This window comes from Bacteroidota bacterium (genome assembly GCA_039111535.1).
In the GTDB taxonomy this organism is placed as follows: Bacteria; Bacteroidota; Rhodothermia; order Rhodothermales; family JAHQVL01; genus JBCCIM01.
Genome location: JBCCIM010000022.1, coordinates 1 through 26,138 on the forward strand (window position 1 = coordinate 1; position 26,138 = coordinate 26,138).

Here is a 26,138-nt window from a genome sequence, read left to right on the forward strand (position 1 = left end):
AACTGAACTTTGACAGCTACTATTTTTTCTGAACACCCCTGGTTCGGTGTTAGATATTCAACAAGCCTTTTGCTCGCCCAGGTCCTTCGTGAGACGCGGGCAAACATGGATGGGACAAGGCGCCTGATATGGCGCGCTAGTGATGATCGAGGATCTGGCCGTCGATGAGGGGGAATTTCTCGTTGATGAGCATAAAGGGGTTTCCGCTACAAATCACGCGGTAGGTGCGGCTGTTGAAGCGACCATCTGAACGGCTCCGTACGGCTGCCGGCAACTCCTCCATTTCTTCTCTGCCGTACCAGAGTACTTCACGCCGGGTTTCGAGCTTGTTCTTGATAAGCACGCGGCCAATGCCCTGTGGGTGAACCTTCAAGTCTTCGCGCACAGCGTCGGGCAACTGATCATGGACCAGCAGCGATACAGCATACGCAAAGAGGCGCTTGCTGTATTTACCTTCCAGAATCACCTGGCGTGTAATGACCGGTGTGCCGGCATCCACTTCAAGCCAGGGATGCCGGTCGGCCAGCTCTCTTGTATCCTGCTCCAGTAATTTCACCATGACAGGCTCCATTACATACGCCTCGATGAACTTTGTTACTGTTCCATCGATGGTAAGCAACGCGCGCTGGTAAGGCGTAAGCGTGCGTAGATTAATCTCACGCAAGTGCGCCGGTTTTTCGACTTGCGCCACCAGCAAATCACCAAGCGGATCAAAGCCGGCTCCGTTTATATCGGGGCTGATTGTAATTCGGCTTTCATCCAATCCTGCGGGGGCGCTGTCACCGGCACTACTCATGCGTTTCCTGCAATTTTTTCCTGAACTACGTTCGCGATATCCGCAAGGGTATCGAAGTAGTCTACACTCATTTCGAAGGTTTCAAACTTGATATCGTAGTGGTCTTCAAGAGAGGCAGCCAGTTCTACGATGGTGATCGAGTCAAGGATACCGCCGGTAATCAGTGCAGTGGCATCTTCCAATACTTCCATCTTTTTGGGAGGAATGAAGTCGCCCAGATATTTCTTGGTTACCGCCTTGATCTCGTCAATATTCTGTGTTACCGCTTCGCTCATTGTATTATTTAAATCTTGATTACGTAAAGAGAATGCTGTCCGGTACGGATCAGCCCATGCTGCTTTTTAATCTGTCGTAGCAGTTAATCCCAGTTGCAGTCGAGCATCTTCCTCGACCAGGGTTTTGTAAAGGGCATCAGCAATCAGTTTATGTCCGCGCTTGTTGAGATGGGTATCCCATGGCGCGAGATATACTGATTCAGCATCTACCCCCTGGTATGCTCCTTCTAGCGTAACAACATTGAAGCCAGATTCTTCAGCATAGCCTTTTAGGATTGGGTGCCATTCTTCATTGTATCCATCTACCTCCTCGGTGCTTGGCACAAAGAGTCCGATGATCGGAATCTGGTTGGCTTCGCTAAATTCACCCATTTTCTCAAAACTGGTGCGAATAATTTTATCGCCAAATGGATCGAGCCGGCGACGAGCTTCCTGGTGTGTGATATCTTTGGTCACACCCGCCTCAGCAAAAATATCGTTGAGGAACACGTACGATACGTCGCGCTTGTCCTGTGCCAACTTCTGCAACTGCATCAGGAGCCGGCGCTTTTCGGTAGAGTGAATCGCATAGATAATGGCATCAGGCGCAAACTCGGCTGCACGGTTCTCCATCAGGTACAGCGTCTGCACCGGACTGTATCCGCCGACAGCAAAGCTGAGCACTTCATACTTGTCGTACGTCTGTCCCGCGTGCTGTGCATTCAGCATCTGTTCGATAAGCGCAGGGAAAATTTCTTCGTCGTCAACGCCGGCGCCCTGTTCAAACGAGGCACCCATAAAGGCGATGCGGAAGGTACCCGGCTCCTTTTCTTTGGCGTAGGACTTGTCGCGCATGCCCCATTCGTTCACGTTGAACGGTGCATCTTTGATGATGCCACTGTAGGAAGGAATGAGTTCATACACCAGCACATCTTCACCCGGCTGTACGGCATCCGAGTTCATTGTGGCTTTCCAGTTATCCGGTTTCTCTCCTTTGTCGGTCCACCAGATCTGCGACGTGTAGCTATTCCCGTCGATCAGGCCTTCATAGTATCCGCGCTCCAATACACCCTGGTCACGATCGTTGAGCCGGCTTTCTTTGAGCGAGGCAATAAATGAGGCAGACTTTTCGCCAAAATTGTTGTTCACGCGAGGCATCCCAACGGCTACCAACGCCAGCACACCAATACTTGTACGCAGCGCAACGCTATAGAAAGGCAATTCATTTTCATCCCACAGCAAGCTCCATCCCTTGAAATCCATAAACAAATGCGTTACCAGCATTGCGAAAATGCCAAATATACCCAGCATCAGCAGGCCATATTCTTGCAAACTCGCTGTGCCACCAACCATCATCACAGACCACCAGTCAGCAATCGAGTGACTACTCCAGAAAGACCAGAGCACACTCATAAAAATGAACATGCCCAGAATCCGCATAGACTGGCGAGATGCCAGGCCCCACGACCATCCTGTGTCCTCGTCGTCTTTAGGTGTTAGATCTTTGGTTGTTTTGATGGTATTGATTACCACAAACATACCCAGGATCCCCCAGTAAAGGCCGTCAATCGCGTTTAGCGGAAAGGCACCCCGCAGCCAAAACCATTGGTACGAGTGCAGCAGCCAGGTTGCGACAAACACAAGCATTGTCCCAAGTACACGGGCGCGCATCATGCCCATCTTTCTGATCTTCATCACCAGCGGGTAATACAGCACCTTCGCCATGAAGTCCTTCCAGTAGATGTTCAGCTTGCGCCAGACTTCGTTGAATTCACCAGCGAGGAAGTAATGGTGGTGCGTCTCAGGCAAGTTCATGCCGAACAGGCACAAGATCCCAATGATCACATGGAAGAGTCCGGATACACGCAGGTAGATCAGATAGCTGGAAATGATGAACAGCACAACCTGCCAGAGGCCTTGAATTTCTTCAGGCGTAGGGACGAGATAGTAATACACCGCCCGATACAGGATGAGGTGTGTTACCCCACGAAATATCCAGAGTACCCCTTTCTGATAAATTTTGTAGTCGTCGTCGTTGTAATACGTTTTCCGAAACAGCTGGTAGTCAATTACCGGAAAAAGTGGAAACGCAACATTGGGCAGTAAAAAGAAATAGGCAAGCCGCTCCCAGATGGTCGCCGGCTTCCGTTCGTGGCGCAGGTCGTGCATGTAAATCACAAGCCTGAACATGAACATGGCGCCCAGAATAGGCAGAATCAACTCTGACCACGACGTTGTCACCCAACCGCCGCGCAACACAACGAGGCCGGCAACTGCAAGCAGCACCAGCGCAACACGCGCACGAAACGGTATCGGTAAATGACACAATCCAATCAAGCCGAGCCCTATACCGATGAGCCAAAGCCCATTTACCCAGCTAAAAACCGCGATTATGGCTGCAAGCGAGAGGAATACAAAGAAGGGCAACCGTAAAGAAGGCGCCAGGACGGCATGAATAATAAAGCCGCCAAAAATGATAGGCAGAATGATATGCAGCGCGCTGGCATCTTCTACGTTGAAAAGCCTGATCGAGAAAATGACAACAGCCAGTTGTAAAACCAGCACCAACAATTTGGGAAACTGAATATTACTGGCCAGGAATGGAATGCCCATCCCTTTGGTCATCCCGCCAGCGCTTCCCTCGCCCAACTGCTCTGAAACTACTTTGGTATACTTTAACATAATGTAGATCTGTGGGACATTAAATACGGAGCCGGCACGAGGCCGGCTTTTCCGTACATCCTGAAATATTGCAGGATATTAGCTCCCGGCTACTGCCAGGTTAAGTTTTCTGTGATCTGTAAAGCGACGGGCTTTCAGGTCAAACCGTGGCAGTGTCCCCTGGGGCACCACATTCAGCTGGACACGCAGTCCAAGACCGTTACGAAGCACCTTCACAATGTCTTTGGCCGTCTCTTCAGGATTTTCGCCGCCAATCTCGACCCGGATTTCCATTTCGTCCAGGTTTTTGTTGCGGTAAACATCCACAGCGAACTCTCCAACATCTTCAAACCGGCGCACGATGTTCTCAATTGCGCTCGGGAATACGTTGATGCCGCGCACAATCAATGCATCGTCAATGCGTCCGATGACCCCCCCTTTGAGCCGGCGGAACGTACGTTCGCTGCTGGTTTCAGAAGTATCGATCGCCACACGGTCACCTGTACGGTACCGGATAACTGGCATGCCGAGTCGGCCGAGGTTCGTAATAATGAGCTCGCCTTCGTTAGCAGGATTACCTTCTTTGTCGACTACTTCAGCAATAAATTCAGCTTCATTGACAAAGAAAGAGCCGCTATTGGCCGCTTCGAAGCCCCATGCACCAACTTCCGTTGCGCCGGCATGGTCACAGCATCGCGCGCCCCAAACCCGTTCGATCCGCTCTTTGGTAGCCGGCAAACTGGCGCCAGGCTCTCCTGCGTGAATGGTGATGCGCACATTGGATTCTGACAGGTCGATACCTTCCTGCTCTGCTACTTCAGCGAGATGCAGGGCATAAGTTGGTGTACAAACCAGTACCGTCACTTCGTTTTTGAGCATAAACTTGATGCGCTGCAATGACGACATACCGCCACCAGGCAGCGCCAGCGCGCCGATGCGCTGTGCTCCTGCGTATGCGCTCCAGAACCCGATAAACGGCCCAAAAGAGAACGCAAAGAAAATGCGATCGGAAGGCGTTACGCCGGCGCCCCGATATACTGCTGCCCAGCATCGTGCCCACCAATCCCAGCTTTCTTCGGTATCAAGGCAGCGCAGTGGCTCACCGGTGGTACCGGAAGTCTGGTGAATCCGCGTATATAATTCGAGCGGAAACGTAAGATTGGTGCCATAAGGCGGGTTATCCACCTGGTCGTGCACAAGCTCCTGCTTCGTGGTAAACGGCAGTTTGCGAAAATCTTCAAACGACTTGATATCGCTTGACGACGTAATGCCGGCAGCATTCAGCTTCTGCTGGTAAAAGGTGTTGTGGGTGAGGATTTTATCCAGCATTATCTGGAATTTCCTCAGCTGCACTTCTTCAAGCGCGTGTCGGCCCAGCTTTTCAATAAATGGATCTAAATTACTAATCATTGCTATCTCACAATCGCTATCAAAAATGCTTCATGAAGAAGATTTCGACATTAAAGACGTTAGCCGCTCGAACAGACACACAAGGTGCCACACGCAGGGCGTATGTGCCGGCGGCGCGATTCACTCCCGGGGGTTTAGCTTATATCAGCCTCTATTGAAGATTCGTCAACACGATAGGGTTTAAGTTTTCCGTCGATGTACATCTGACGGAAATGCCGATGCCGACGCTTGCCACTGGATGTTTTCGCCAGTGTGCCGGCTTTTACAAGCTCAATATCTGATACGGTAACACCCAGGCGCAGCAATATTTGCTTGGTGATGTCACCAGAAATGTCTTCCAGGCTGCGGGTTAACGGCTCGCGTACTTCAGACACAACCACAACACGCTGCGTGCCATGGGCGCCTTCATCAACACCAAAAACGACAAAGCTGCCTGTTCGTAACCCTTCTATATCAAAAAGAATGGGCTCAAAATCGCTTGGGTCATACTTTTTACCGCGTAGTACAATCCGCTCTTTTTCACGACCCACCCAGTACAGGTTGTTATTCCGCTTGTACCCGATGTCGCCCGTTAGCAGCAAGTCGTTGACAAGCGCTGCATCTGTAGATTCCTGGTCTTCTTTGTAGTAGAGCAACCGCGACGGCGTGCGAAGCGCAACGCGACCTACGCGACCTTCAGGTAACAGCTCATTGTCATCCGAAAGAATTTCGATGCCCAGTGTTGGGTGTGGTTGGCCACAACTCACAATGGTGACAACGCTTTCACTGTCTTCCGGCACTTGCTCGGCAACAAAGTCACCGTATAGCTTGCTCGGATCGAGGTGTTCAACCTGGTACGGCTCATCCATACCGGTGAAGGTTGCACCGCCCACGTTTTCAGCGCAGCCAAAGTTCATTTTCAGTGCGCTTTCCTGCAATCCGTAGTCTTTGAACCGCTCGTAGAACGCCACAACTGTATCGTAGTGGATTCTTTCAGCAGCATTCCAAAAAGCTTTGACGTGGCTGAGATCGAGGCCTTCGATCTGCCGATCGCGCGTACGCTGGGCAGTGATGGCATATCCGAAGTTAGGAGACCAAGTAAAGGTCGAGCCCGTATCTTGCATGGCTTTAAGCCAGAGATAAGGGCGTTTAACAAATTCGTGTGGACTGAACAGGATCAGCGGAATGCCGGCGGTCATGCACAACATAAAGTTGTTGATCAGCCCCATATCGTGGTACAAAGGCGTCCAGTTAAAGCAAATATCTTCCTGCGTGATACCGCAAGCAGCTTCCATACCATCCAGCGCAGCAAGGATGCCTTCCTGGCTCCAAACGCAAACGCGTGGAAATCCTGTTGTACCAGAAGTTAGCTGCATCGCGCCGATGGCGTCCGAAGCAGGGTAATAGCGTTCGATGTCTCCACCTTCGCCCGGCAGCACAATCTCAGATTCGCCAAATAGGAGCGACACGCCTTCCAGGTCACCTGTCAACTCTTCCCGAAGATCGGTCATCGTATCAGCACAAAGCACCACGCGGGCGCCTGATTTGCGAACGGTGTGCTTCAGAATTTTGGGCAGGTCGAGCATACTTCCTTGCACAGCAGGAGGTGCAACGAGCAGCGGATTGCCGCCCAGCAACAGCACAGCCAGAATGGAGCGGGCCGATAAGTGGCCACTTGGCAGCACGATGACACAAACGTCACCTTGCTTAAATCCTTGTTTCTTGATTTGAGCAGCAACTTCGAGGGATTGGGTAAAAAACTGCTCGTAGCTGATCCAGGACAGGGACTCTTTAGGATCGTAATAAGCAATCGCCTTGCTTTCAGGGGCTTCATCTAGCCGGCGATATAGCCTCTCTTGAAGGGAAGCGTTAGTCATATAATTAGAAGTGTAATCGTCAATAAGAAAAATCTATAACTGAAGTTTTCTATGGCGTAAGCAATAGCTTTCTAGATATCCGTCATCGCGCACTGCGCTAGCAGCAAAAAATGCAACTAAATTCATTTCTTGCTCACAGCTTATTTCGACCAAAACGAACGAATGGGAGGTGTGGCATTAAATAGGCACATAAATTAATCCACCTCTTATGCGGACAGCGCTCGACTATGGAGGAGAAATTGTTCGATCTTAGGCGCGGATAGCTGCCACTTTTGGCTTGCGCATCCATGTCTGAAGGAGCAGACATCCACACGAAACGGAATTAAAATCGACGGAATTCCTTTATCTGCGTTATCGTCACGCGTTCGGTAGATCTTAACCGTGCCGGAGCCAGGCCGGATTGCCGGCAAAATGAGGGGTGTTTGTCTAGCGCTTTTCTGCAGGAATGGCGCTTTCTATTTTCAGAATAAGTGCATCCAGCGGGATCGGCCGGCGCAATTCTATCCACACCAGGTGGGCGTACGCATTCTTTTTGCGGATGTCGCTATAGCGACGGCGGCGGTAATGGAATGTTTTTATCACCCACCAGAGAATAGAATCGCGGCTAAGAAAAGAACGCCGGAACGTCTCGACGTTGCCAGAATAGAGTTGTTCGCGTGTAAAAACGCGGCGGCACGTACGGGTTAGTGCACGCCACACTACGCGGGAATAGCTGTAGTTCAGCCATACGACAACCTGGGCCCGAGGCCAGGAAATAGCATGGGTTCTGCTGTAATTCCCATCGATTACCCAGTGCGAATGCTGGGTAACCGCTTCAGTCAGCATTTTAAAAAAGGTAGGATCGTCTCGCTCGGTCCATCCAGGCATCCACTGCAGGGCATCAAGCTGGATATAGTGCAGATCCAGCGCGGCACTCAACTTTTGTGAAAGGGTAGATTTGCCGGCGCAGCTTGAGCCTACAACCAGAATCCGAGGCATTGATGATTGCTAACTCCCAACGCGAAGGCCTACAACCTCCACTTCAAATATCATAATAGAGTTTGGCGGCACTGAACCCTGTCCGAAAGCGCCATAACCCAACGAAGGAGGAATCACGAGCTGGCGCTCACCGCCTTCACGCATGCCCTGTAATCCTTCGGTCCAGCCCTGAATCACATTGGTTGTACCAATAATCACACGGATAGGGGTGCGACCAGGGAGTAGAACAGAGCTGTCAAAAATCAACCCGTTGGTAAGCCATCCGGTGTAGTCTACAAAAAGGGTGTCGCCAACCGCAGCTGCCGGCCCTTCACCATCCACAAAGTCAAAGTACTTTAATCCGGAGTCGGTTACGGTAAAATCCTCTTCAGCAACGACACGCGCCTGAGGACCTTCAATCATATCATCCGGATCTTCGTTGCTATCACACGCAGCAACAAAGAAGAGGGCAAGAAACAAAGAAAATCCAGTTACGATCTTACGATTGATCATAATGTCTATAATTAGGTGAGGGAGTAAATTTAGAGCGTCTCTATGGGTAAGGCTCAGATCCGTCGATAATACCAGGCCGTGCCGGTTGTTTCAACAAAGCAAAAGCTACACCCGTAGACCATAAAATCACAAGGCAAATCGGCAATATTACTGAGCGCCGAGCAATGCAATTTCAAACGTGAGGGTTTCATTTGACGGGACGAGGTCATTGCCTTCTTCGCCATAGCCGAGTTCGGGGGGGATAACAACCTGGCGCAAACCGCCTAGGTACATACCACTCACGCCTTCATCAATGCCTGCAATTACATTGCCAAAACCTAAAGCAAACTGAATAGGCTGGCCGGCCAGAATAGAGCTGTCAAAAATGGTCTCATCTTCAAGCCAGGCATTGTAGTCGATCAGGACCACATCACCTGAATCAGCCGTGACACGGGCTGTATCGCCAACAACGAGATCAAAATATTTCAACCCGGTTGCGGTTACGATATAGCTTGAATCTGCTACAAACTCAGGTTTGGGAGACGGTAAAATGATGGGATCTGGATCTCCAGAGTCACAACTACTACACACAAGCAACAAGGCCACCAGCAGGGACGCAGGCTTCATAGGGATTCCTCAAAGTATTTCCTGAATGTAAATGTAACTGGCGTGCCTATTTACGGTGGCGAGGTGGATAGACACGCGCGTTTCTTCCCTAAATGCCTATTGCGCCCAGATGATTCCGTGATTAAGGAATGTTGTAAGGTGGTGAAGATCGCTAATCCTAAATCGCAATTCAACAATCTGCCAACCCAAGATCCTTCGAGGACTCAGGATGACGGTTGAGAAGCAGGTTGCCATTCATTGAACACTCGGCATTCATACGAATGAAGGGTTGCGTTTAGTGCCGAATGCCGATTGATGTTCTTCTCTTTTTAAAAGACGCATGCAATAGCATCGCTACGTGTACCGGAATAGTTCAAAACAGAAGCACGAAAACACGAAAAACGCAGCTCATCTCCTTAACCCCTTTATTCAGCACACAGTCCCTAAAACAGCTCTTGCTGGCCTGTGCGGCGGAAGTGTTCGGTGCTGTGGCTGATGCGGCCCTGGTTGAGGCCGTATTGCTTGACGGTGTTGCGATGTAGTTGGCGCAGGATTTCCGCCCACTTGCCAGCACCGCGCATGCGGCGTCCAAACTTTTGATCGGTAAGTTCATCTCCGCGCAGGTCGCGCAAGCGGTTAATGACGCGTTGTTTTCTGTCCGGAAACTCAGCCTCCAGCCATTCGAGAAACAGTTCTCTTACAGCACCCGGCAACCGGAGCATGACATAGTGCGCCCAGGACGCGCCGGCGCCGGCGGCCGCCTTGATAATCTCGGGCATTTCTTCATCGGTCAGACCGGGCACAATGGGCGCAACCATGACGCCAACCGGGATGCCACGCGCCGCCAGTTTCTCAATCGCTTCGATACGCCGCATCGGGTGGGAGGTACGGGGCTCCATCACGCGGGTCACTTCCGGCTTCAAACTCGTGATTGAAATGCTGACGCTGACCAGGTTGCGTGAAGCGAGCTCTTCGAGCAAGTCGATATCGCGGGTAACGAGATAGTTTTTGGTGATGAGTGCAACCGGATTCCGGTGCCAGGCAAACACTTCCAGACACGACCGGGTGAGTTTTAATTCGCGCTCTGCCGGCTGGTAACAATCCGTATTCCCTGACATCATCACCGTTTGCGGCTGCCAGGACTTCTTCTGAAAGGTTTTCGCCAGTAGCTTTGCAATGTTGTGCTTGACCACAATTTTGGTCTCAAAATCGAGGCCAGCGGAGTACCCCAGGAATTCGTGGGACGGCCGGGCATAACAATAAATACAGCCGTGTTCACACCCGCGATACGGGTTGATGCTGTAGTCGAAGGGTACATCCGGACTGCTGTTTTTGGAGAGGACCGTTTTGGAGGTATCCGCGATGAACTCCGTTCTCACTTGACGGAGATCATCTGCATCGAGGGCAGCCGGATCCTCGACGTGATGGTGTTGCAAAAACTTGTTGGCAGGATTTGAGGCAGCGCCCCGCCCCCGCCGGCGTGGGGTTGGATCGATTTCCATGAGATCAGGATCAAATTGAACATATGTTATGCACATGTTCAAAAAACGATCCTGAATCGCTTAGAATGCCAGTCGTACGCCGAGCCGGATGAGTCGGGGGATGCCTGCCCATTCGGGAATTCTGTTGCGATGACGATAAAGCGTTTCTCCAGTGGGAGTAGTATTTCCTAAATATCTTTCTCCAGCAGGCATCGCAAGATATCCATCATTATCCAGTTGTCCGGTAAAAGGCCAGACTTTGTTGCTGTTGGTTCGATTGAACAGGTTTTGGACTTGCAAGAAAAGGACAGCCTCAGCGGATCCTGCATACACAAACCGCCGGGCTATATGCAAATCGGCGCGCACCTGGCCTGGCATCCGAAGCTCATTGACTTTGCTGGCTACAGTTGGGAGGCGCGCTCCGCCGACCTGACTTACAGGTTCTTCAATTAGGGTATAAGGAAAACCACTACCGGCTTGTAGCAAAGCATGTAGCTGCATCTTACCAAAAGGATGGACGCCGAATATCGCAGGTCCGAATTGGGCCGGCGTATCAAGTTGAAAAGCAAGGTTCAGCCGATGGCGCTGATCGAAAAACCGTGGTATTTCTTCCACTTCTGAATACGACAAGGTATAATTCAACCTGACTTGAAAAGGTTGTGCGGCTAAAAACAAGCCTAGCTCGATGCCTCGAGAATAGCTAAGATCCCGGTTAATCGAAGAAGCGATCAGGTCGCTACCCTTATTGTAGAAACCAGCCAGAGTACTCTCTACACCTTCATGCCACTTCTGATGAAAGCCCAGTTCAATTTTTGCAAGCTTCTCTGAAGTAAGCCCGGAATTCCTCAGCGTCCCGGCGGATCTAAAACTACCAAAGGTAGCAAATGCCGATGCATTGGGTGCCTGGGCAAAATGCCCATAGCTGGCAAAAAGCGTTGTATTTTGGTTCAGATGATATCGCGTACTAATGCGAGGCAAAATAATGAGATCAGCATCGTATGCAGTAAACATATCTCGGGTTATGACATTACTTGTTACCCGCGCCTGCCCCTGCAACTGTATTGTACCAGCGTCTGCTACCTGGCCACTGGCGTCGTAATAAACGCCATTGGTATCCCGAAAACCAACAATAGTGGAGCCGCTGTAGAATATCGCAAAGTCTTCTCCGATACCGGTCGCTACAGCACCTTCGCCGCAGATTCCATTGAACGAATTACCCAGGTCCCTTACGCGGCATACAGGTCGGTTGAAAAAGGGATCAATAACCGTAAGCGTGTTATTGTCAAAAAGCTGAAACCGCACGCCGGCTTCGACCACAAGCCCATCCCATGCAAACTGATCCTGCACATACCCACTCAACAATTCGGACTGATATGGGGCAATGTTATAGTGCTCAAGGGGCTTATTGGGATCCTGAGAAAGCAACGTATCAAAATCTTCGCTATCCACTTCGTTTTGCCCCCGAAGGTCGTAGCCATAATAAAGCCCGACGGTGGTATCAAGTAGCTGTAATGGAAGCTCCTCATAGGTTGTGTATCCCTCCTGGTTAAAATCAGGATTTAGAGGATCTATACGCTCGGGATTTCCATCTGCATAAAAAGGTGCCAAATTAGATGCGTTGATGTACCAAAACCGGTTTGTATGCTTTTCATAAGCACCTCCAATCGTCACCTGATGCAATCCAAGGCCGGCAGTAAAGTATCCGCTCATTCTTATGCGAGCGTCGCTACGCTGCTGGAATGCATTATAGCGGCCTCCAGGAATTTGAACGAGACTGTTGATTACTTCGTCGGTACCCGCCGGGTCGTTCCCATCACCATAAACGGCTGGAAAGAAGGGAACGCGCACGGTAAACTCTGTGTCATCAGAAGGATCATTCGGCGTCCCATGATCATCAATCCGGATTTCGTTTTCAAAGGACAAAAACTTGTACGATGACAAGAACATGAATGCAGGGTCATCAATGTCTCCATAAAAGAAAAGATTTTCCCAATTCTCCCCCAGCCGCGGGTCGTATATAGTTTGGGAAAAACTCCTGTATGATCCTTGAAAGTGTAACAGCGTATTGGCTGAAAAACGTTGACGCAGTGCAACATGCAAATACTGCTCCTCCTGGTCCACGCGCTGCGTCATTTCTGGTGCAAATAATACACGTCGGTTGCTGGTCTCATCAAACCAATCTCGTTCCTGTTGATTAAACAGTGCCCCAATTCTGAGTTGGGTTCGGGGCAGGATTTTCACAGACAAGTTACCTAACAGCAAGAGGTTTTCTTTTTGCCGGCCCAGCAGTGCATCTTCCACACTAAATGCATCTGGTGTAAGAACGCTGGCGCGCTGGACCGGCCCAAGTTGTATATCAGCAGGCGCAAGGTTTTGAGCATCAATGGTCACCCCGTCGGAAAACGTGAGATGCCCATCGGTCAACACAGGAAAACCATCATTGTCAACCATCAGCGACGCGCCATTCTCCAGGTTGAAAGGAATTGGCAAATAAACCCGATTCCCCTCTACGTCTGTACCACTAAATGCCATTGGAAATGCCCGCAAATCTTCCAATACCTCTGGCTTAACCCGCAACTGCCCCAATGCACTCGGTGTGCTGTCAAACTGGTCTTCATAAGTACCTGCCAGGAGCAAGTTGACTCGCCCCTTCAACAGCGGCCCGCCGGCAGCACCCGTGATGGCATTGTAGCCAAAGGCATCGAACGACTCCGAAGTCTGTCCTTCCACCAACCCAAACCACCGCTGGGCATCTGATTTCAAAGAGAGGTGCACCATACCACCCATTTTGTCGCCATAAGCCGCACCCATGTGCCCGGTCTCAACGGACAACTGATTGAGCGCGAGGTACGGAATATTGTTATGAAAATCGCCGTCCAGGTTGAACCCGTCGAGGGTGTATTGCACGTCGCTGGCCCGATTGCCGCGCATGTAAAGGCCGGGTTGTCCATCAAAAGAAATGACGCCAGCCTGCGTGCGCACAACGTCGTCAATGTTTCGGTAGGGCAGCATAGTCAAATCAGCACTGCTGTAGTTTTTGGCGAAACCACTCGCATCTTCAGCCAACAAATCAGGTGTATGCAGGATAATATATGTACCGCCCTGGGATGCTTCATTCAGGTAAATATCAAGATTTACAGCCAACGCACGCTCCAACAATACATTCCGAATTTCCACCTGCTGGTAACCGTCTGCCTCAACAACAACCACATACGTGGCCAAAGGGACACTGGAAATACGAAAGGTACCACTGGCCCCTGATCTGGCTTGGATGCCTGTCTGTTTGATCAAAACTCTGGCGTTTGCAATGGGTGCATCGGTTGCCCGGTCTTTGACTTGCCCGGTTAGCGAACCAACTGCCTGCCCGAAAGAAAGCGCCGGCGCTAAAAAACATAACACACAAACCAAGCTGAAACACCTGACGTGTTTAATCACTGCGTCAATCATAATCTAGGCACTACTGAGAAATGTAATGGAAGTGCACGCTACCAGGAAGTCGGGGCAAAGCACGTCGAATTCGGACGAACTACTGAAAAATGTGTCCGCGATCTGCTTCGATGTAAACGACCTTATCATAACAATGCTCCTCAGTTTTCCCTGTCCTTTCATCCCGAAACCTGACAGGTTGCTCCCTGCCTTTCTGCGTCTTATCACTGGCTATGCCGGACGTCTGTCCACCGCATAGCCTATTTGTTTGCCTTGCCATGAAATTTGCTATTCCAGCTTTTCTCCTCTTGTGCGTTTCGTTTTTTGCTGCTGATGTTGTAGCACAGGAATTTACAGGAAATGCAGTCCAGCTACCTACGCAATCCAACACGCATATCCATAGCGATGGGACGTTTTTTCAAACCGGTTCTTTTATCGACTCACCGGATTTCGACCAGGATAGCGAGCCAGATTTCACCAGCCGTGGCGGCTCAGACATTTTCATTTCCAGTCATGCTGCAGATGGATCGCTCAACTGGGTCATTGCAGCCGGCGGTACGGCAGCATCTGAAACGGTCAACGAGGCCGGCGGTGGCACCGTGGTTGGTAATGGCAAACTTTACGTCGCTGGCACCTACGACGGCGCCGCAGATTTTGACGAAGATGAGGTTGATGACATCACTTCTGCCGTACCTGAAACAAGCAGACTTTTCATCGCGCAGTATGAACTCGATGGGACCTTCAACTGGGTCAAACCCATCGGGGACCTCGACGGCTTTGTCAACGGGTTGGTATTCTCAGATAACAGCAATCTGCTTTATCTGGCAGCCACACAACTCGACGAAGCCGGCAACACGGAAGGCACGGGCGTGATGCATGCAGTAGCACTTGACACTGAAGGTGTTGTGCAATGGACATCCAGCACAGCCATTGATGGCACACCGACAACAGGTAACGTGCAGGCAAACGACTTGCTCGTAGATGACCAGGGTCAGCTTCATCTATCCGGCGCATTCAGGGGTAATGTCGATTTTGATGGGGATGGCCCCCTCGACCCGGTAGCAGCTGGCAGCACCCAGTTTGGCCCGCAGGCCCGCGCGTATGTTGCGCAGTACAGCGCATCGGGCACCATCAACTGGATTGATTACGCCGGCGGGACTGGCTCTTCGTTTGCGAACAGTATCGACCTGGATGCAACGGGTGATTTGTATGTGGCCGGTAGCTATGGACTGGGCAACGTGATTTTTGAAAACACAGAAGCAACCTACACAGGCCCAGAGCCGGCGGACAACATGTTTCTCGCCAGATACAACGCCACAGGTGAAGTACAATGGGCTGTATTTCCCAATGCGCTGGTCGACTTTTTCATATTCTCCGGCGTCTACGGCAACGCCGTTGCCGTCTGCCCGAATGAGGAGATTGTTTACGTGGGTGGCTACCTCACCGGATCCGTCGATTTTGATGGAAACGGACAGTATGAAGTTAACACCTTTAGCTTCCCCGCCTATACAGCCGTGTACACCAAAGACGGTATCAACGGTTCAAACTGGACAGCGGGTGCGGATGCAAGCATTCACCAGATCATCCCAACGGGGCCAGAAATGTTCAAGGTCCTGGGCGACTTCAACACCAGCATCGATTTTGACGGTACAGGCGGCGAACCGGCAATGGACGTATTCGGCGGCTCGGGCCGGGGTTATTTTGTGGCTGACTTCACGCGGGTGGGTGACCCCATCCCGGTTGAACTGACTTCTTTTGAAGCAACCGCCAATGGCAGCGCAGCCAGTCTGAAATGGGCTACAGCTTCCGAAACCAACAACGCTGGCTTCGAAGTGCTCCAAGACGGGCAATCGATCACGTTTATCGAGGGCGCCGGCACAACCAACGAGCCGCAGACCTATGCGCATCATATCAATAACTTGCCAGCCGGCACCTATACGTTCCAGCTCAAACAAATCGACTTCGACGGCGCGTTTGAGTTAAGCAACGAGGCACAGTTGACAATCGACCTGACGGGCGCTTATCAACTGGGTAAAGCTTTTCCAAACCCATTCAATCCGCAAACCACTTTCAGTCTTTCAATTGCGCGTGGACAGGATGTTCAAATCACTTTGTTCGATATGCTTGGCCGGCAGGTACAGACGTTGCACAACGGCTTCCTCGAAGCCAACACGCAGCACCGGTTTACCATTGATGGTAGTGGGTTGGCAAGTGGTACGTATTTCTATAATGTGCGTGGTCATCAGTTTACAGCAAGCGAGCACATAACCCTGATGAAGTAGTACACAGTGATATTTATACACTGATGATGATTCAGGCCTCTCAAACCCCCATCAAGAAACCGCGAAGCATGGACCAAAACGGGGTATCCTGTGTATGAAGTAGCCTCTTTGAAGCGGTATAAACCATCACACCCAGCAGCGTATGGCTACTCCAGAAAAGCGAGATTATTTCGGCGCCAAATCCACCTTCGACACCGGAGCGGGAAGCGCGTATTACTACGACCTCAATGCCCTCATCAAGCAGGGTTTTACAGGCATTGAAAAACTGCCGTTCTCTATAAAAGTATTGCTCGAATCCGTCCTGCGTGAGTGTGACGGATTTTTGGTTACCAAAGAAGACGTTGAACGGTTGGCTTCGTACAACCCGAAAGCGCCGGCAAAGGAAGAAATTCCATTCAAGCCTGCACGCGTTCTGCTGCAGGACTTCACGGGTGTACCCGCCGTTGTTGACCTGGCAGCCATGCGCTCTGCGATGGCCCGACTTGGCGGAGACCCGAATGAAATCAACCCGGGCGTCCCGGTTCACCTGATCATCGACCACTCTGTACAGGTTGATGCATTTGGTATGCAAGATGCGCTGCGCATCAACGCTGAAAAAGAGTTTACGCGAAATCGAGAACGCTACGAGTTTCTGCGCTGGGGACAGCAAGCCTTTGATAACTTCTCTGTTGTCCCGCCAGCAAGCGGCATTTGCCACCAGGTTAACCTGGAATATGTAGCGCGAGGCGTTTGGACAAAAGAAGACGCGGACGGCGTCACGGTTTCTTACCCCGACACACTTGTTGGTACTGACAGCCACACCACCATGATCAATGGTCTCGGTGTTGTAGGCTGGGGTGTTGGCGGCATCGAAGCAGAAGCCGTCATGCTCGGACAGCCTATTTACATGTTGATGCCTGAGGTGATCGGCTTCCGTCTGCACGGCGAAATGCCAGAAGGTGCCACGGCAACCGACCTCGTACTCGGCATTGTAGAGATTCTTCGCAAGTATGGTGTCGTAGGGAAATTTGTTGAGTTCTTTGGCCCAGGCCTGAGCAATCTCTCTGTGCCAGACCGCGCGACCATTGCCAACATGGCGCCTGAGTACGGTGCAACCATGGGCTTCTTCCCAATTGATGACGAAACCCTGGCCTTCCTGCGCCGCACCGGCCGGCCAGAAGACCTCATCACAATGGTTGAACGCTACACCAAAGCGCAAGGCCTCTTCCGTACCAATGACACCCCCGACCCGGAATACCTGGATGTTCTGGAGCTCGACATGAGCACGGTTGTCCCGAGCCTTTCCGGCCCGAAGCGGCCGCAAGATCGGATCACGCTGCCGGGCATGCAGGGAGACTTTGCCAAGTCGCTCACGACGCCACCGGGACCACGTGGCTTTGGCCTCAGAGAGGATGCGCTGGACAACACCGGCAAGTACAAAGACGACGCCGGCAACGAACTCGACATGAAACACGGTGATGTTGCTATTGCTGCCATCACCAGTTGCACCAACACCAGCAACCCGTCGGTAATGATCGGCGCCGGCCTTGTGGCCAAGAAAGCCATTGCGCGCGGCCTGAAAGTCAAGCCATACGTAAAAACCAGCCTTGCGCCAGGATCAAAGGTGGTAACAGAATACCTGCATGCAGCAGGACTCCTGCCTTACCTCGACCAACTCGGCTTCAACCTTGTCGGTTACGGTTGCACAACGTGTATTGGTAACTCTGGCCCGCTGCCGGAGCCCGCTGCAAACGCCATTAGAGAAGGCGACCTGATTGTTTCGGGTGTGCTTTCTGGAAACCGTAACTTCGAAGGTCGTATCCACCAGTTGGTACAGGCCAACTTCCTGGCGTCACCGCCACTCGTCGTTGCATTCGCCCTCGCAGGCACGGTTGATATCGACCTCAGCAAAGATGCTATTGGTCAAGATGAAGCCGGCAACAACGTCTACCTCAAAGACATCTGGCCAACCAACGCAGAGGTTCAGGATGCGGTAAACCAGTTCCTTACACCCGACATGTTCAAGCAGGAATATGACGGTATTGAGACGTCCAACGAAGACTGGAATAGAATCAAAATTCCAGAAGGATCGATCTACGACTGGAACGCGGATTCCACTTACATTCAGGAGCCGCCGTTCTTCGCCGGCCTGACGCCCGAAACACCTGTGATCCAGTCTATTGATGGCGCACGGGTCATGGCTATCCTCGGCGACTCAACCACAACCGATCATATTTCCCCAGCCGGCGCAATCAAACCTGATGGCCCTGCAGGAAATTATCTAACCGACAAAGGCGTGAAGTTTTTGGACTTCAACTCCTTCGGTTCTCGGCGTGGTAATCACGAAGTGATGATGCGCGGTACGTTTGCAAACATCCGCATCAAAAACAAGCTGGTACCAGGCACAGAAGGTGGTATCACCAAGAACCTGATGTCTGGCGAAGTACAGCCGATTTACGACGCGAGCATGGAATACCAGGACGCCGGTATCCCGCTGGTTGTCCTCGCTGGTAAAGACTACGGCATGGGATCCAGCCGCGACTGGGCTGCCAAAGGCACCATCCTGCTCGGTGTAAAGGCTGTGATTGCTGAAAGCTTTGAGCGCATCCATCGCTCCAACCTGATCGGTATGGGCGTGCTGCCTTTGCAGTTCGCTGATGGCGAAACACCAACTTCACTCGGACTCGACGGGTCAGAAACCTTCAGCATTCCTGTGACAGATGACGTGAAGCCCCGGCAAAACATCCAAGTCACAGCGACCAAAGCAGATGGCTCAACTGTCAGCTTTGCTACACGCTGCCGGCTCGACACGCCTGTTGAAGTAGATTACTACCGCAACGGTGGTATCCTGCATTACGTACTCCGGAATTTCCTGAATACGTCTTCCGTTGAAGCCTAAGCCGTTTCGACAAAAGTCTGGTACTATAAAAAACCCGCAGTCGCCTGACGCTTCTGCGGGTTTTTTTGTGGTTAGGAGTTAGGAGTTAGGAGTTAGGAGTTAGGAGTTAGGAGTTAGGAGTTAGGAGTTATTGGATTTTCCTTCGATATTCGGAGTTCCTTGCTCGATATTCAACCCCAGCGCCCATCCGCAATCAATTCTCTTTCCCAACAAGCTTTGCGCCCCAGGGACAGTATACTTCTACGCTCTCCAGCCAGTAAGTCAAATCGTTTTCAACAAAACTGGGGCGGCCGTCGCATAGCTCTATAGCCAAATCAGGAAACGTGATTTCGCCAGGATTCAGGTGCCAGCTGTACGGCGCATTAAAACCGCCGTCGCCAGCGATGATGGGACCGTGTACAATTTTGTTGATGCCGGCGCTGAGCAAAGAATCTGCTTGCTGCTCAATTTTGGGATCGTTGATTTTGATACGGAACGTCTCGCCACCGCCAGTCTCAACGATGAATACAGGTATTTCGTCTTCCATCAAGGTGCTGTCGCAACCAGCCATAATGAACAATAGCGCAATCGCACCCGGGAGACATTTTATCATGCGATACATCATTCTCTATTTTTTAGCTCAATAATATTCAAAGTGGTGGTTAGACAATCCTTGTTCTCGTATCATTCCACAGATTATTCTCTGGAATCCAGAACAACTTTTAGCCATGGCCTCACGTCGTCAGTTTATCAAAATCGGTTCACTGGGTAGTATTGCTGCATCCAGTATCTCTCTTTCAGCCTGTGCAAACCAGGAATCGCCTGCGGTGACTCCTGTAAAACCGGTAGTGATTTCAACCTGGAATCATGGTATTGCTGCAAATGAAGGCGCCTGGGAAATTTTGGCTGCCGGTGGTGGTGCACTTGATGCTGTTGAAGCCGGCGTACGCGTAACCGAATCTGATCCTGATGTGCATACGGTAGGCATTGGCGGCCGGCCCGACCGCGATGGACACGTTACGCTAGATGCCTGCATTATGAGTCCGAGTGGCGACTGTGGATCGGTAGCTTTCCTGCAGCACATCAAAAACCCGATTTCGGTCGCGCGTAAAGTGATGGAAGAAACCCCACACGTGATGCTGGCAGGAGAAGGTGCACTCGAATTTGCGCTCGCACAAGGTTTCGAAAAAGAAAACCTGTTGACCCCAGATGCCGAAGCAGCCTGGAAGAAATGGCTAGAGGAAGCACCTGAAGACGTACGCGCAGAAATTAATGTGGAAAACCACGATACCATTGGCATGCTCGCGCTGGACGAAAACGGGGATATGGCGGGCGCCTGTACAACAAGTGGCGCATCATGGAAATTGCATGGCCGCATCGGTGACTCGCCAATCATTGGCGCCGGCCTGTTTGTAGACAATGAAGTCGGCGGCGCATGCGCAACCGGTTGGGGAGAAGCAGTAATCCGCGTCGTTGGCTGCCATCTCGTGGTAGAGTTTATGCGGCAGGGTAACTCGCCCGAAGAAGCTTGCCGGCTTGCTGTTGAACGGGTCATCAGCAAAAATCCGGACTACCGCGACATTCAGGTGGGCTTTCTTGCGCTCAACAAAAACGGTGAGTATGGCAGCTACTGCATCCAGCCTGGTTTTGATTACGCGGTGTATGACAACAACGACGGCAACCGTCTGATCGACGCACAAAGCCGGCTGTAACTGTTACCCGGTCGGACAGCCCAGCGCACGTAGAGCATAATTCTCAGTCAGTCGGGTGCTTTGCTGGTGCATACCATTACGGCCGTAGTTCTGCCGCGTAAGCACAACAACTGCATCAAGCTCAGGCAGCATCAGCACGTTATTCCCACCATTTCCCGACATGTAAGGCGCCTCCTGCGGGCCACAGTCCGTCTGCCATGCCCGCCGCCAGAACTGATACCCGTATTTTTGGAATGGATTTGCGACAACGATGGGAGACGTGGCCTTTTGCACCCAGGATGCAGGGATTACCTGTGTATTGCCCCAGACGCCGTCATTCAACACCATAAGTCCAATTTTTGCAAGATCACGCGCACGCAGCCTGAGGCCGCCGCCTGTCATATATTCACCGGTTGGAGAACGGCTCCATTGCCAGGTTTCAATGCCAAGCGGGTCAAAGAGGTGTGCTTTAAAAAACGCATCCAGCGTTTGGCCTGATACGCGCTCAATCACTTGCCCCATCAAGAAAGAACCAGCGGTACAGTAAGCAAACGCGCCGCGTCCGTTTTCATCGCGCTCATATGCTTCGCGAGCAGGAATATCCACCGCCCAGCGGGACCAACTGCGCAGCGGGTACATGTTTGCCTCATTCCCAGGACTTGTGCCTTCATTGTCGTTGCACGCCAACGCAGATGACATTGAAAGCAAATCAGCAACCGTAACTTGTTGCTTCAACGGACTGTCATTTTCAACAGGAGCAAGATCTGGCAACAAGGGAAAAACGAGCTGATCCTCTGCGAGCAAACCAGCCTCAATAGCAACACCCGCCATGAGCGCCGTCAATGATTTGGTAGCCGAACGGGTGTCGTTTAACAACAATTCGTCACCATAACCAAAGTATCCTTCATAGATAAGTTTACCGTCTTGCAGCAAGAGCACACTGGTTGTATTGGGAAAAGAATCAGCCATAATGGCTCGCTCCATTTCAGCAAAAATGGCATCTTGCGCAGCAGATAGCGGTGCATCTGCCAAAGCGAGCCCAGGAATTTGCTGACGCTTATCCTGCGCTTGCAGGCATCCGGTAGTAAAGAGTGCCAGCAATAGCAGTGTGTAGTATGAAAGACGCATGGCAGAATGCAATTTTCTATAGCAAGGGGGAGGGCCCATTTTACGACTTCAACGTACCTAAGGTTACGATTAAACACCCCAGCCGCCACCGCCCGGCGTTTCGATACGCAGACATTCTCCTTCCTTGAACCGTCTGGAAAACTTAGATGGCAGGGTTATTTGCTCGCCATTTGCTTTGACAAGTGTGTTTACCCCACTACTTCCTGATTCGCCGCCGGCAAGCCCAACCGGCGCAATGGCCCGCCGCTCGCTAAGCATGGTAGCCGTAACATCTCGTAAAAAGAGGTATTCGCGCACCACACCGCGCCCGCCTCGCTGCCGTCCACCGCCCGCGCCATCTTTTCGTAAGGTGTACGTGTTGAGCCGAAAAGGGAAAGCCATTTCCAATGCCTCAACGGGTGTATTTAACGTGTTAGACATATGAACATGCACCCCATCAAGCCCGTCAGCATACGCAGTTGCGCCCATGCCGCCGGCAATGGTTTCGTAGTAGGCAAACGGACGCCCGTCAGCAAGCTGCCCCCCGATCGTCAGGTTATTCATGGTACCTTGCGACCCCGCCGGCACCTGATTTGGCAATGCCTGCGCAAGCGCACCAAAAGCTGTGTCCACAATGCGCTGTGAAGTCTCAACGTTACCGCCGGCTACAGCTGCCGGCGGCGTGGCATTTACAACACAACCGTTCGGCGCCTTTACATGCACGGCTGAAAAACATCCACTATTTACCGGAATCTCTTCGCCGGCCAGGCTAATAACTACATAGTAACACGCAGACTGGGTAATACTCAGTACAGCATTTAGTGAACTCTGGTCTGCTGCCCCTGTACCTTCGAAGTCAAAGGTAATGCTGCCTCCATCAATCGTTACGCACAGCACAACAGGTACCCGGCTGGCTGGCTCCTCAGCATCAAGCTCGAGGTAGTCGGTATAGCGATAGACCCCATCCGGCCACTGGGAAATTGCAGCGTGCACGAGCTTTTTGCTATAGGCCTGCACATGGCCGGCATACGCCTGTACTTCTTCGATGCCGTAGCGGGTGGCCAATTCCTGTAATCGACGCGCGCCAACAGCATGCGCTGCACGTTGCGCCGAAAGGTCGCCCTTTCGCTCTTCAGGGGTACGTACATTGCGCAATACGAGGCGTAATAAATCTGCATTTAATTGCCCGGCCGTGTAAAGCCGGACGGGCGGGATGATCAATCCTTCCTGGTAGATTTCGGTAGATAGCGGCAGCGACCCGGGTGTCATGCCGCCGATATCAGCATGGTGCGCACGACTGGCAATGAAGAATTTTGGCCGATCTCTCTGCCCATCAACAAACACGGGAGAAACCAGCGTAACGTCGGGTAAATGCGTTCCGCCCTGATAAGGATCATTGAGCATAACCACATCGCCCGGCTGCCAATCGGGAAAGGTTTGCAGGGCAGCTTCGACGCTTGCCGGCATCGCCCCCAGATGAACAGGAATATGAGCAGCCTGCGCTACCATGCTGCCGGCTTCATCAAACACAGCGCAGGAAAAATCGAGGCGCTCCTTAATGTTTGGCGAGTAGCTGGTGCGCTGCAATGTGACACCCATTTCCTCAGAAACACCCGCAAACCGGTGCTCATATAGCGTTAACAGTACAGGATCCATGTTTCGCAATTTGTTTCCTTGATTTACGGCTTATCCACTACCCACAAAAACACCCACATCACGTAGTGTAAAATGTGGATAACTTGTGGAATTAACTTTGATCCATTCTTCACTAACTCTCATTTGATTTTGAATAAGTGTTTGTTTTAATGCACTTTAGGCCATAATCACAGTTTTAACATATGTTAGATGTGCATCCCTACAAACACGTGTTTTTTTGTGGATAAGGTGTGCCTAAACGTTCATATCATCCTAAAGCGCATCATCCTCGCGCCAAAGGTGGATGCTATTGTGCGCATCAACCTCCATCCGCCATAGTCCAGATATCACCAGTGTAGTATCATATTGGCACACAATGGTGGGTCCGGATAGCGTATTGCCAGGTTGCAAGCGGTTGCGATCATACAATGGGACGATATCGGGCTGCGCTGCCCCAAACCAAACCCGAGCATTTCCTGCCATAGCACCCGATGCATCTGGCGCTCCCAACGACATTGCCGGTAGTTCCGGACGCGCGCCAGGTTGCCGGCCAACAACCCGCAATGTAACCACCTCAACCCGATCATCTTCAAGCGCATACCCATAGCGCTGCCTGTGCAAGGCATGAAAAGAAGTTACTGCCTCTTGCAGAGATTCCAGCACATAAGAATCATCCAACAGCGTATCCAATGGTGCAGTCAATTCAAACGCTGCGATAAAGCCGGCTTCTATCTCATACCCTTGCCCCCGATACCGCATCTCTAATAACGCCGACAAAACAGGCTCCTCCTTGCCAGGCGCAACAAGCACCTGTTGCACCTGCTCCGCAAGGGCCAGGAGACCAGCTTTCAAACCTACCAGATCTTCTCGCAATACCTGGTATGTCTGTAGTACCGACTGGGAAGACTCATACGTCACATCTGCCATCAATAAACCCAGTGCACTTAACACACCGGGATAGCGCGGGATCAGAATATGCCGCATGCCAAGGGCCTCCGCCAGTGCACAAGCGTGCAAGGGGCCGGCACCTCCGAAAGGCACCAGGGTGTAATTCCTCGGATCATATCCTTTTTCAACAGAGACTTTCCGAACAGCGCGCTCCATGGTTGCATTTGCAACTTGCACAATCCCTAACGCGGCGGCCTCTATGGTTACATTCAACTTGTCCGCCATAGGCTTCAAGGCCTGGCGTGCCAGATCCAGGTTGAGGCTCAGGGTCGCCGTACCTCCCAGAAAGGCGGCTGCGTCCAACCTGCCCAATACCAGGTTGGCATCGGTTACTGTGGGCAGCGCTCCTCCTCGCCCATAACATGCAGGACCAGGAACCGCGCCGGCACTTTCGGGGCCAACCCGCAACACGCCCCCAGCATCAACACTTGCAATAGAGCCACCGCCAGCACCCACAGTATGTATGGCCGTCGATGGAAATCGCAGCGGCAGGCCAGCAATTTCGCCTTCCGAAGTACGCGGTAACACACCCGGGCAAAGCGCAACGTCCGTACTGGTGCCTCCCATGTCAAACGTAATGATCTGGGGAGCCTCAGATTGCATGGCCGTACGCGCCACATCAAAAGCACCGACAATGCCGCCCGCAGGCCCACTGAGCACAAGCCGCGCAGCCTGGGCTGCAGCTTTCTCAAGTCCGATTGCCCCGCCACTCGACTGCATAACCCGGACCGGGCGATCTCCGAGTGCAGATTTCAGCCGGCCCAGGTAGTTTGCAACCAGTGGCTGAACGTACGCATTGATCACCGTTGTTGCCGTACGCTCATACTCCCGATACTCAGGCAACAACTGGCTGCTAACCGACAGATGAATTCCAGGAAGCCGCGTACGCAAATAGGCTGCTGCTTCTCGCTCATGCGCCGGATGCAAAAAAGAAAAAAGAAACACCAGCGCAACACTCTCAACCTCTTCAGCAATAAGCACCGCTACCGCTGCATCGAGTGTGGCCACATCCAACGGCTTCAATACACGCCCTTCAGCATCTACCCGCTCAGCAGCCTCTAACCGCAAAGACTCCGGCACAAGGGAGGGGCGGCGCTGCTGCCCCAGGCGATACAGATGCGGCCTGTTCTGCCGGCCAATCGCCAGGACATCAGCAAATCCTTCTGTTGTCAGCAGGGCGGTTCGTGCACCACGGTATTCAAGCAAGGCATTGGTGGCAACGGTCGTCCCGTGCACAACAGCTGCATGCTCCGAGACCCCAAGCGCGTCAATGCCGGCCAAAATACCTGTACTCTGATCTTCCGGGGTTGTTGAGACTTTTTGCACAACGAGGCGCCCCTCTCTCAGCCAGACAAAATCAGTGAATGTACCACCAACATCGATACCTACCAGCTCTGCTTCGGGCGACTTGCTTCCCGCATTCATAAACAATCCTCTTTCTTAACGGACGCCAATTCCCAACATCTATGTATTTCCCCTACCTGTTTCTCCCTCCTACACCTGGTTGCGATGAACACAGTCCTTGTTCAAAAGCGTTTACTTGCATTGTTACTCACAGGCATCTGAAGATACGGAAGTCTATGCTGTTTATGATGGCCACGTACCGTACCTCGACGTCCATCTCAAAGATAGTGAACCCCGGAGGTATTCTCGGCTACAAAAAGCAACGCGACGGGGCG

At 51.8% G+C, this 26,138-nt stretch carries 17 protein-coding genes; 3 read left to right on the forward strand and 14 right to left on the reverse strand.

The genetic code is table 11. From position 1 onward, the window contains the following. Nucleotides 1–136: 136 nt before the first annotated feature. From AAF564_05700 to AAF564_05745, 10 genes are all read right to left on the reverse strand, one after another. Nucleotides 137–796: a chorismate pyruvate-lyase family protein gene (locus AAF564_05700; protein MEM8485020.1), complete on the reverse strand. Its 660-nt coding sequence runs from the start codon at nucleotides 794–796 to the stop codon at nucleotides 137–139. Continuing rightward, nucleotides 793–1,071 (reverse strand): acyl carrier protein, encoded by a 279-nt coding sequence (locus AAF564_05705; GenBank protein ID MEM8485021.1) that lies wholly within the window; start codon nucleotides 1,069–1,071, stop codon nucleotides 793–795. The genes AAF564_05700 and AAF564_05705 overlap by 4 nt, the downstream gene beginning before the upstream one ends. 66 nt (nucleotides 1,072–1,137) lie before the next feature. Continuing rightward, nucleotides 1,138–3,732, reverse strand: a complete 2,595-nt coding sequence (locus AAF564_05710) for an SGNH/GDSL hydrolase family protein (protein MEM8485022.1) — start codon at nucleotides 3,730–3,732, stop codon at nucleotides 1,138–1,140. Nucleotides 3,733–3,810: 78 nt separating this feature from the next. Next, nucleotides 3,811–5,121 carry an AMP-binding protein gene (locus AAF564_05715; GenBank protein MEM8485023.1) on the reverse strand — a complete coding sequence of 437 codons (1,311 nt, stop codon included), beginning with the start codon at nucleotides 5,119–5,121 and terminating at the stop codon, nucleotides 3,811–3,813. 134 nt (nucleotides 5,122–5,255) lie between these two features. Further along, nucleotides 5,256–6,977 (reverse strand): AMP-binding protein, encoded by a 1,722-nt coding sequence (locus AAF564_05720; protein ID MEM8485024.1) that lies wholly within the window; start codon nucleotides 6,975–6,977, stop codon nucleotides 5,256–5,258. A 426-nt stretch (nucleotides 6,978–7,403) separates the two neighbouring features. Beyond that, nucleotides 7,404–7,955: an adenylate kinase gene (locus AAF564_05725; GenBank protein ID MEM8485025.1), complete on the reverse strand. Its 552-nt coding sequence runs from the start codon at nucleotides 7,953–7,955 to the stop codon at nucleotides 7,404–7,406. A gap of 9 nt (nucleotides 7,956–7,964) precedes the next feature. Next, nucleotides 7,965–8,357, reverse strand: coding sequence for an FKBP-type peptidyl-prolyl cis-trans isomerase (locus AAF564_05730; protein ID MEM8485026.1), 393 nt, complete (start codon nucleotides 8,355–8,357; stop codon nucleotides 7,965–7,967). Nucleotides 8,358–8,594: 237 nt separating this feature from the next. Beyond that, nucleotides 8,595–9,053, reverse strand: a complete 459-nt coding sequence (locus AAF564_05735; protein ID MEM8485027.1) for an FKBP-type peptidyl-prolyl cis-trans isomerase — start codon at nucleotides 9,051–9,053, stop codon at nucleotides 8,595–8,597. A 422-nt stretch (nucleotides 9,054–9,475) separates the two neighbouring features. Further along, the gene (locus AAF564_05740) at nucleotides 9,476–10,534 is read right to left on the reverse strand and encodes a PA0069 family radical SAM protein (GenBank protein ID MEM8485028.1); all 1,059 of its coding nucleotides are present in this window, start codon (nucleotides 10,532–10,534) and stop codon (nucleotides 9,476–9,478) included. Nucleotides 10,535–10,594: 60 nt separating this feature from the next. Then, nucleotides 10,595–13,912 (reverse strand): carboxypeptidase regulatory-like domain-containing protein, encoded by a 3,318-nt coding sequence (locus AAF564_05745; protein ID MEM8485029.1) that lies wholly within the window; start codon nucleotides 13,910–13,912, stop codon nucleotides 10,595–10,597. A 305-nt stretch (nucleotides 13,913–14,217) separates the two neighbouring features. On the opposite strand from AAF564_05745, the gene AAF564_05750 reads away from it, so the two are divergent. After that, entirely contained in the window at nucleotides 14,218–16,221 is a 2,004-nt protein-coding gene (locus tag AAF564_05750; GenBank protein ID MEM8485030.1) for a T9SS type A sorting domain-containing protein, read from the forward strand. A 142-nt stretch (nucleotides 16,222–16,363) separates the two neighbouring features. Beyond that, nucleotides 16,364–19,099 carry an aconitate hydratase AcnA gene (gene acnA / locus AAF564_05755; GenBank protein ID MEM8485031.1) on the forward strand — a complete coding sequence of 912 codons (2,736 nt, stop codon included), beginning with the start codon at nucleotides 16,364–16,366 and terminating at the stop codon, nucleotides 19,097–19,099. 193 nt (nucleotides 19,100–19,292) lie between these two features. Here the strand turns inward: acnA and AAF564_05760 are convergent, their stop codons facing one another. Then, nucleotides 19,293–19,691, reverse strand: coding sequence for a hypothetical protein (locus AAF564_05760; GenBank protein MEM8485032.1), 399 nt, complete (start codon nucleotides 19,689–19,691; stop codon nucleotides 19,293–19,295). Nucleotides 19,692–19,806: 115 nt separating this feature from the next. Here AAF564_05760 and AAF564_05765 point away from each other — a divergent pair, with 115 nt between their 5' ends. After that, nucleotides 19,807–20,790: a N(4)-(beta-N-acetylglucosaminyl)-L-asparaginase gene (locus AAF564_05765; GenBank protein ID MEM8485033.1), complete on the forward strand. Its 984-nt coding sequence runs from the start codon at nucleotides 19,807–19,809 to the stop codon at nucleotides 20,788–20,790. Nucleotides 20,791–20,793: 3 nt separating this feature from the next. Here the strand turns inward: AAF564_05765 and AAF564_05770 are convergent, their stop codons facing one another. The 3 genes from AAF564_05770 to AAF564_05780 form a co-directional block, all read right to left on the reverse strand. Then, complete coding sequence (locus AAF564_05770; GenBank protein ID MEM8485034.1) at nucleotides 20,794–21,897, reverse strand: serine hydrolase; 1,104 nt, start codon at nucleotides 21,895–21,897, stop codon at nucleotides 20,794–20,796. A 69-nt stretch (nucleotides 21,898–21,966) separates the two neighbouring features. Further along, nucleotides 21,967–23,532: a hydantoinase B/oxoprolinase family protein gene (locus AAF564_05775; protein ID MEM8485035.1), complete on the reverse strand. Its 1,566-nt coding sequence runs from the start codon at nucleotides 23,530–23,532 to the stop codon at nucleotides 21,967–21,969. Between the two features lie 252 nt (nucleotides 23,533–23,784). Continuing rightward, nucleotides 23,785–25,884: a hydantoinase/oxoprolinase family protein gene (locus tag AAF564_05780; GenBank protein ID MEM8485036.1), complete on the reverse strand. Its 2,100-nt coding sequence runs from the start codon at nucleotides 25,882–25,884 to the stop codon at nucleotides 23,785–23,787. Nucleotides 25,885–26,138 lie beyond the last annotated feature (254 nt).

Coding starts and splice junctions, on each gene's coding strand:
- AAF564_05700 (MEM8485020.1), bottom strand. CDS start 796: ATGAGTAGTGCCGGTGACAGCGCCCCCGCAGGATTGGATGAAAGCCGA.
- AAF564_05705 (MEM8485021.1), bottom strand. CDS start 1,071: ATGAGCGAAGCGGTAACACAGAATATTGACGAGATCAAGGCGGTAACC.
- AAF564_05710 (MEM8485022.1), bottom strand. CDS start 3,732: ATGTTAAAGTATACCAAAGTAGTTTCAGAGCAGTTGGGCGAGGGAAGC.
- AAF564_05715 (MEM8485023.1), bottom strand. CDS start 5,121: ATGATTAGTAATTTAGATCCATTTATTGAAAAGCTGGGCCGACACGCG.
- AAF564_05720 (MEM8485024.1), bottom strand. CDS start 6,977: ATGACTAACGCTTCCCTTCAAGAGAGGCTATATCGCCGGCTAGATGAA.
- AAF564_05725 (MEM8485025.1), bottom strand. CDS start 7,955: ATGCCTCGGATTCTGGTTGTAGGCTCAAGCTGCGCCGGCAAATCTACC.
- AAF564_05730 (MEM8485026.1), bottom strand. CDS start 8,357: ATGATTGAAGGTCCTCAGGCGCGTGTCGTTGCTGAAGAGGATTTTACC.
- AAF564_05735 (MEM8485027.1), bottom strand. CDS start 9,053: ATGAAGCCTGCGTCCCTGCTGGTGGCCTTGTTGCTTGTGTGTAGTAGT.
- AAF564_05740 (MEM8485028.1), bottom strand. CDS start 10,534: ATGGAAATCGATCCAACCCCACGCCGGCGGGGGCGGGGCGCTGCCTCA.
- AAF564_05750 (MEM8485030.1), top strand. CDS start 14,218: ATGAAATTTGCTATTCCAGCTTTTCTCCTCTTGTGCGTTTCGTTTTTT.
- acnA (MEM8485031.1), top strand. CDS start 16,364: ATGGCTACTCCAGAAAAGCGAGATTATTTCGGCGCCAAATCCACCTTC.
- AAF564_05760 (MEM8485032.1), bottom strand. CDS start 19,691: ATGATAAAATGTCTCCCGGGTGCGATTGCGCTATTGTTCATTATGGCT.
- AAF564_05765 (MEM8485033.1), top strand. CDS start 19,807: ATGGCCTCACGTCGTCAGTTTATCAAAATCGGTTCACTGGGTAGTATT.
- AAF564_05770 (MEM8485034.1), bottom strand. CDS start 21,897: ATGCGTCTTTCATACTACACACTGCTATTGCTGGCACTCTTTACTACC.
- AAF564_05775 (MEM8485035.1), bottom strand. CDS start 23,532: ATGGATCCTGTACTGTTAACGCTATATGAGCACCGGTTTGCGGGTGTT.
- AAF564_05780 (MEM8485036.1), bottom strand. CDS start 25,884: ATGAATGCGGGAAGCAAGTCGCCCGAAGCAGAGCTGGTAGGTATCGAT.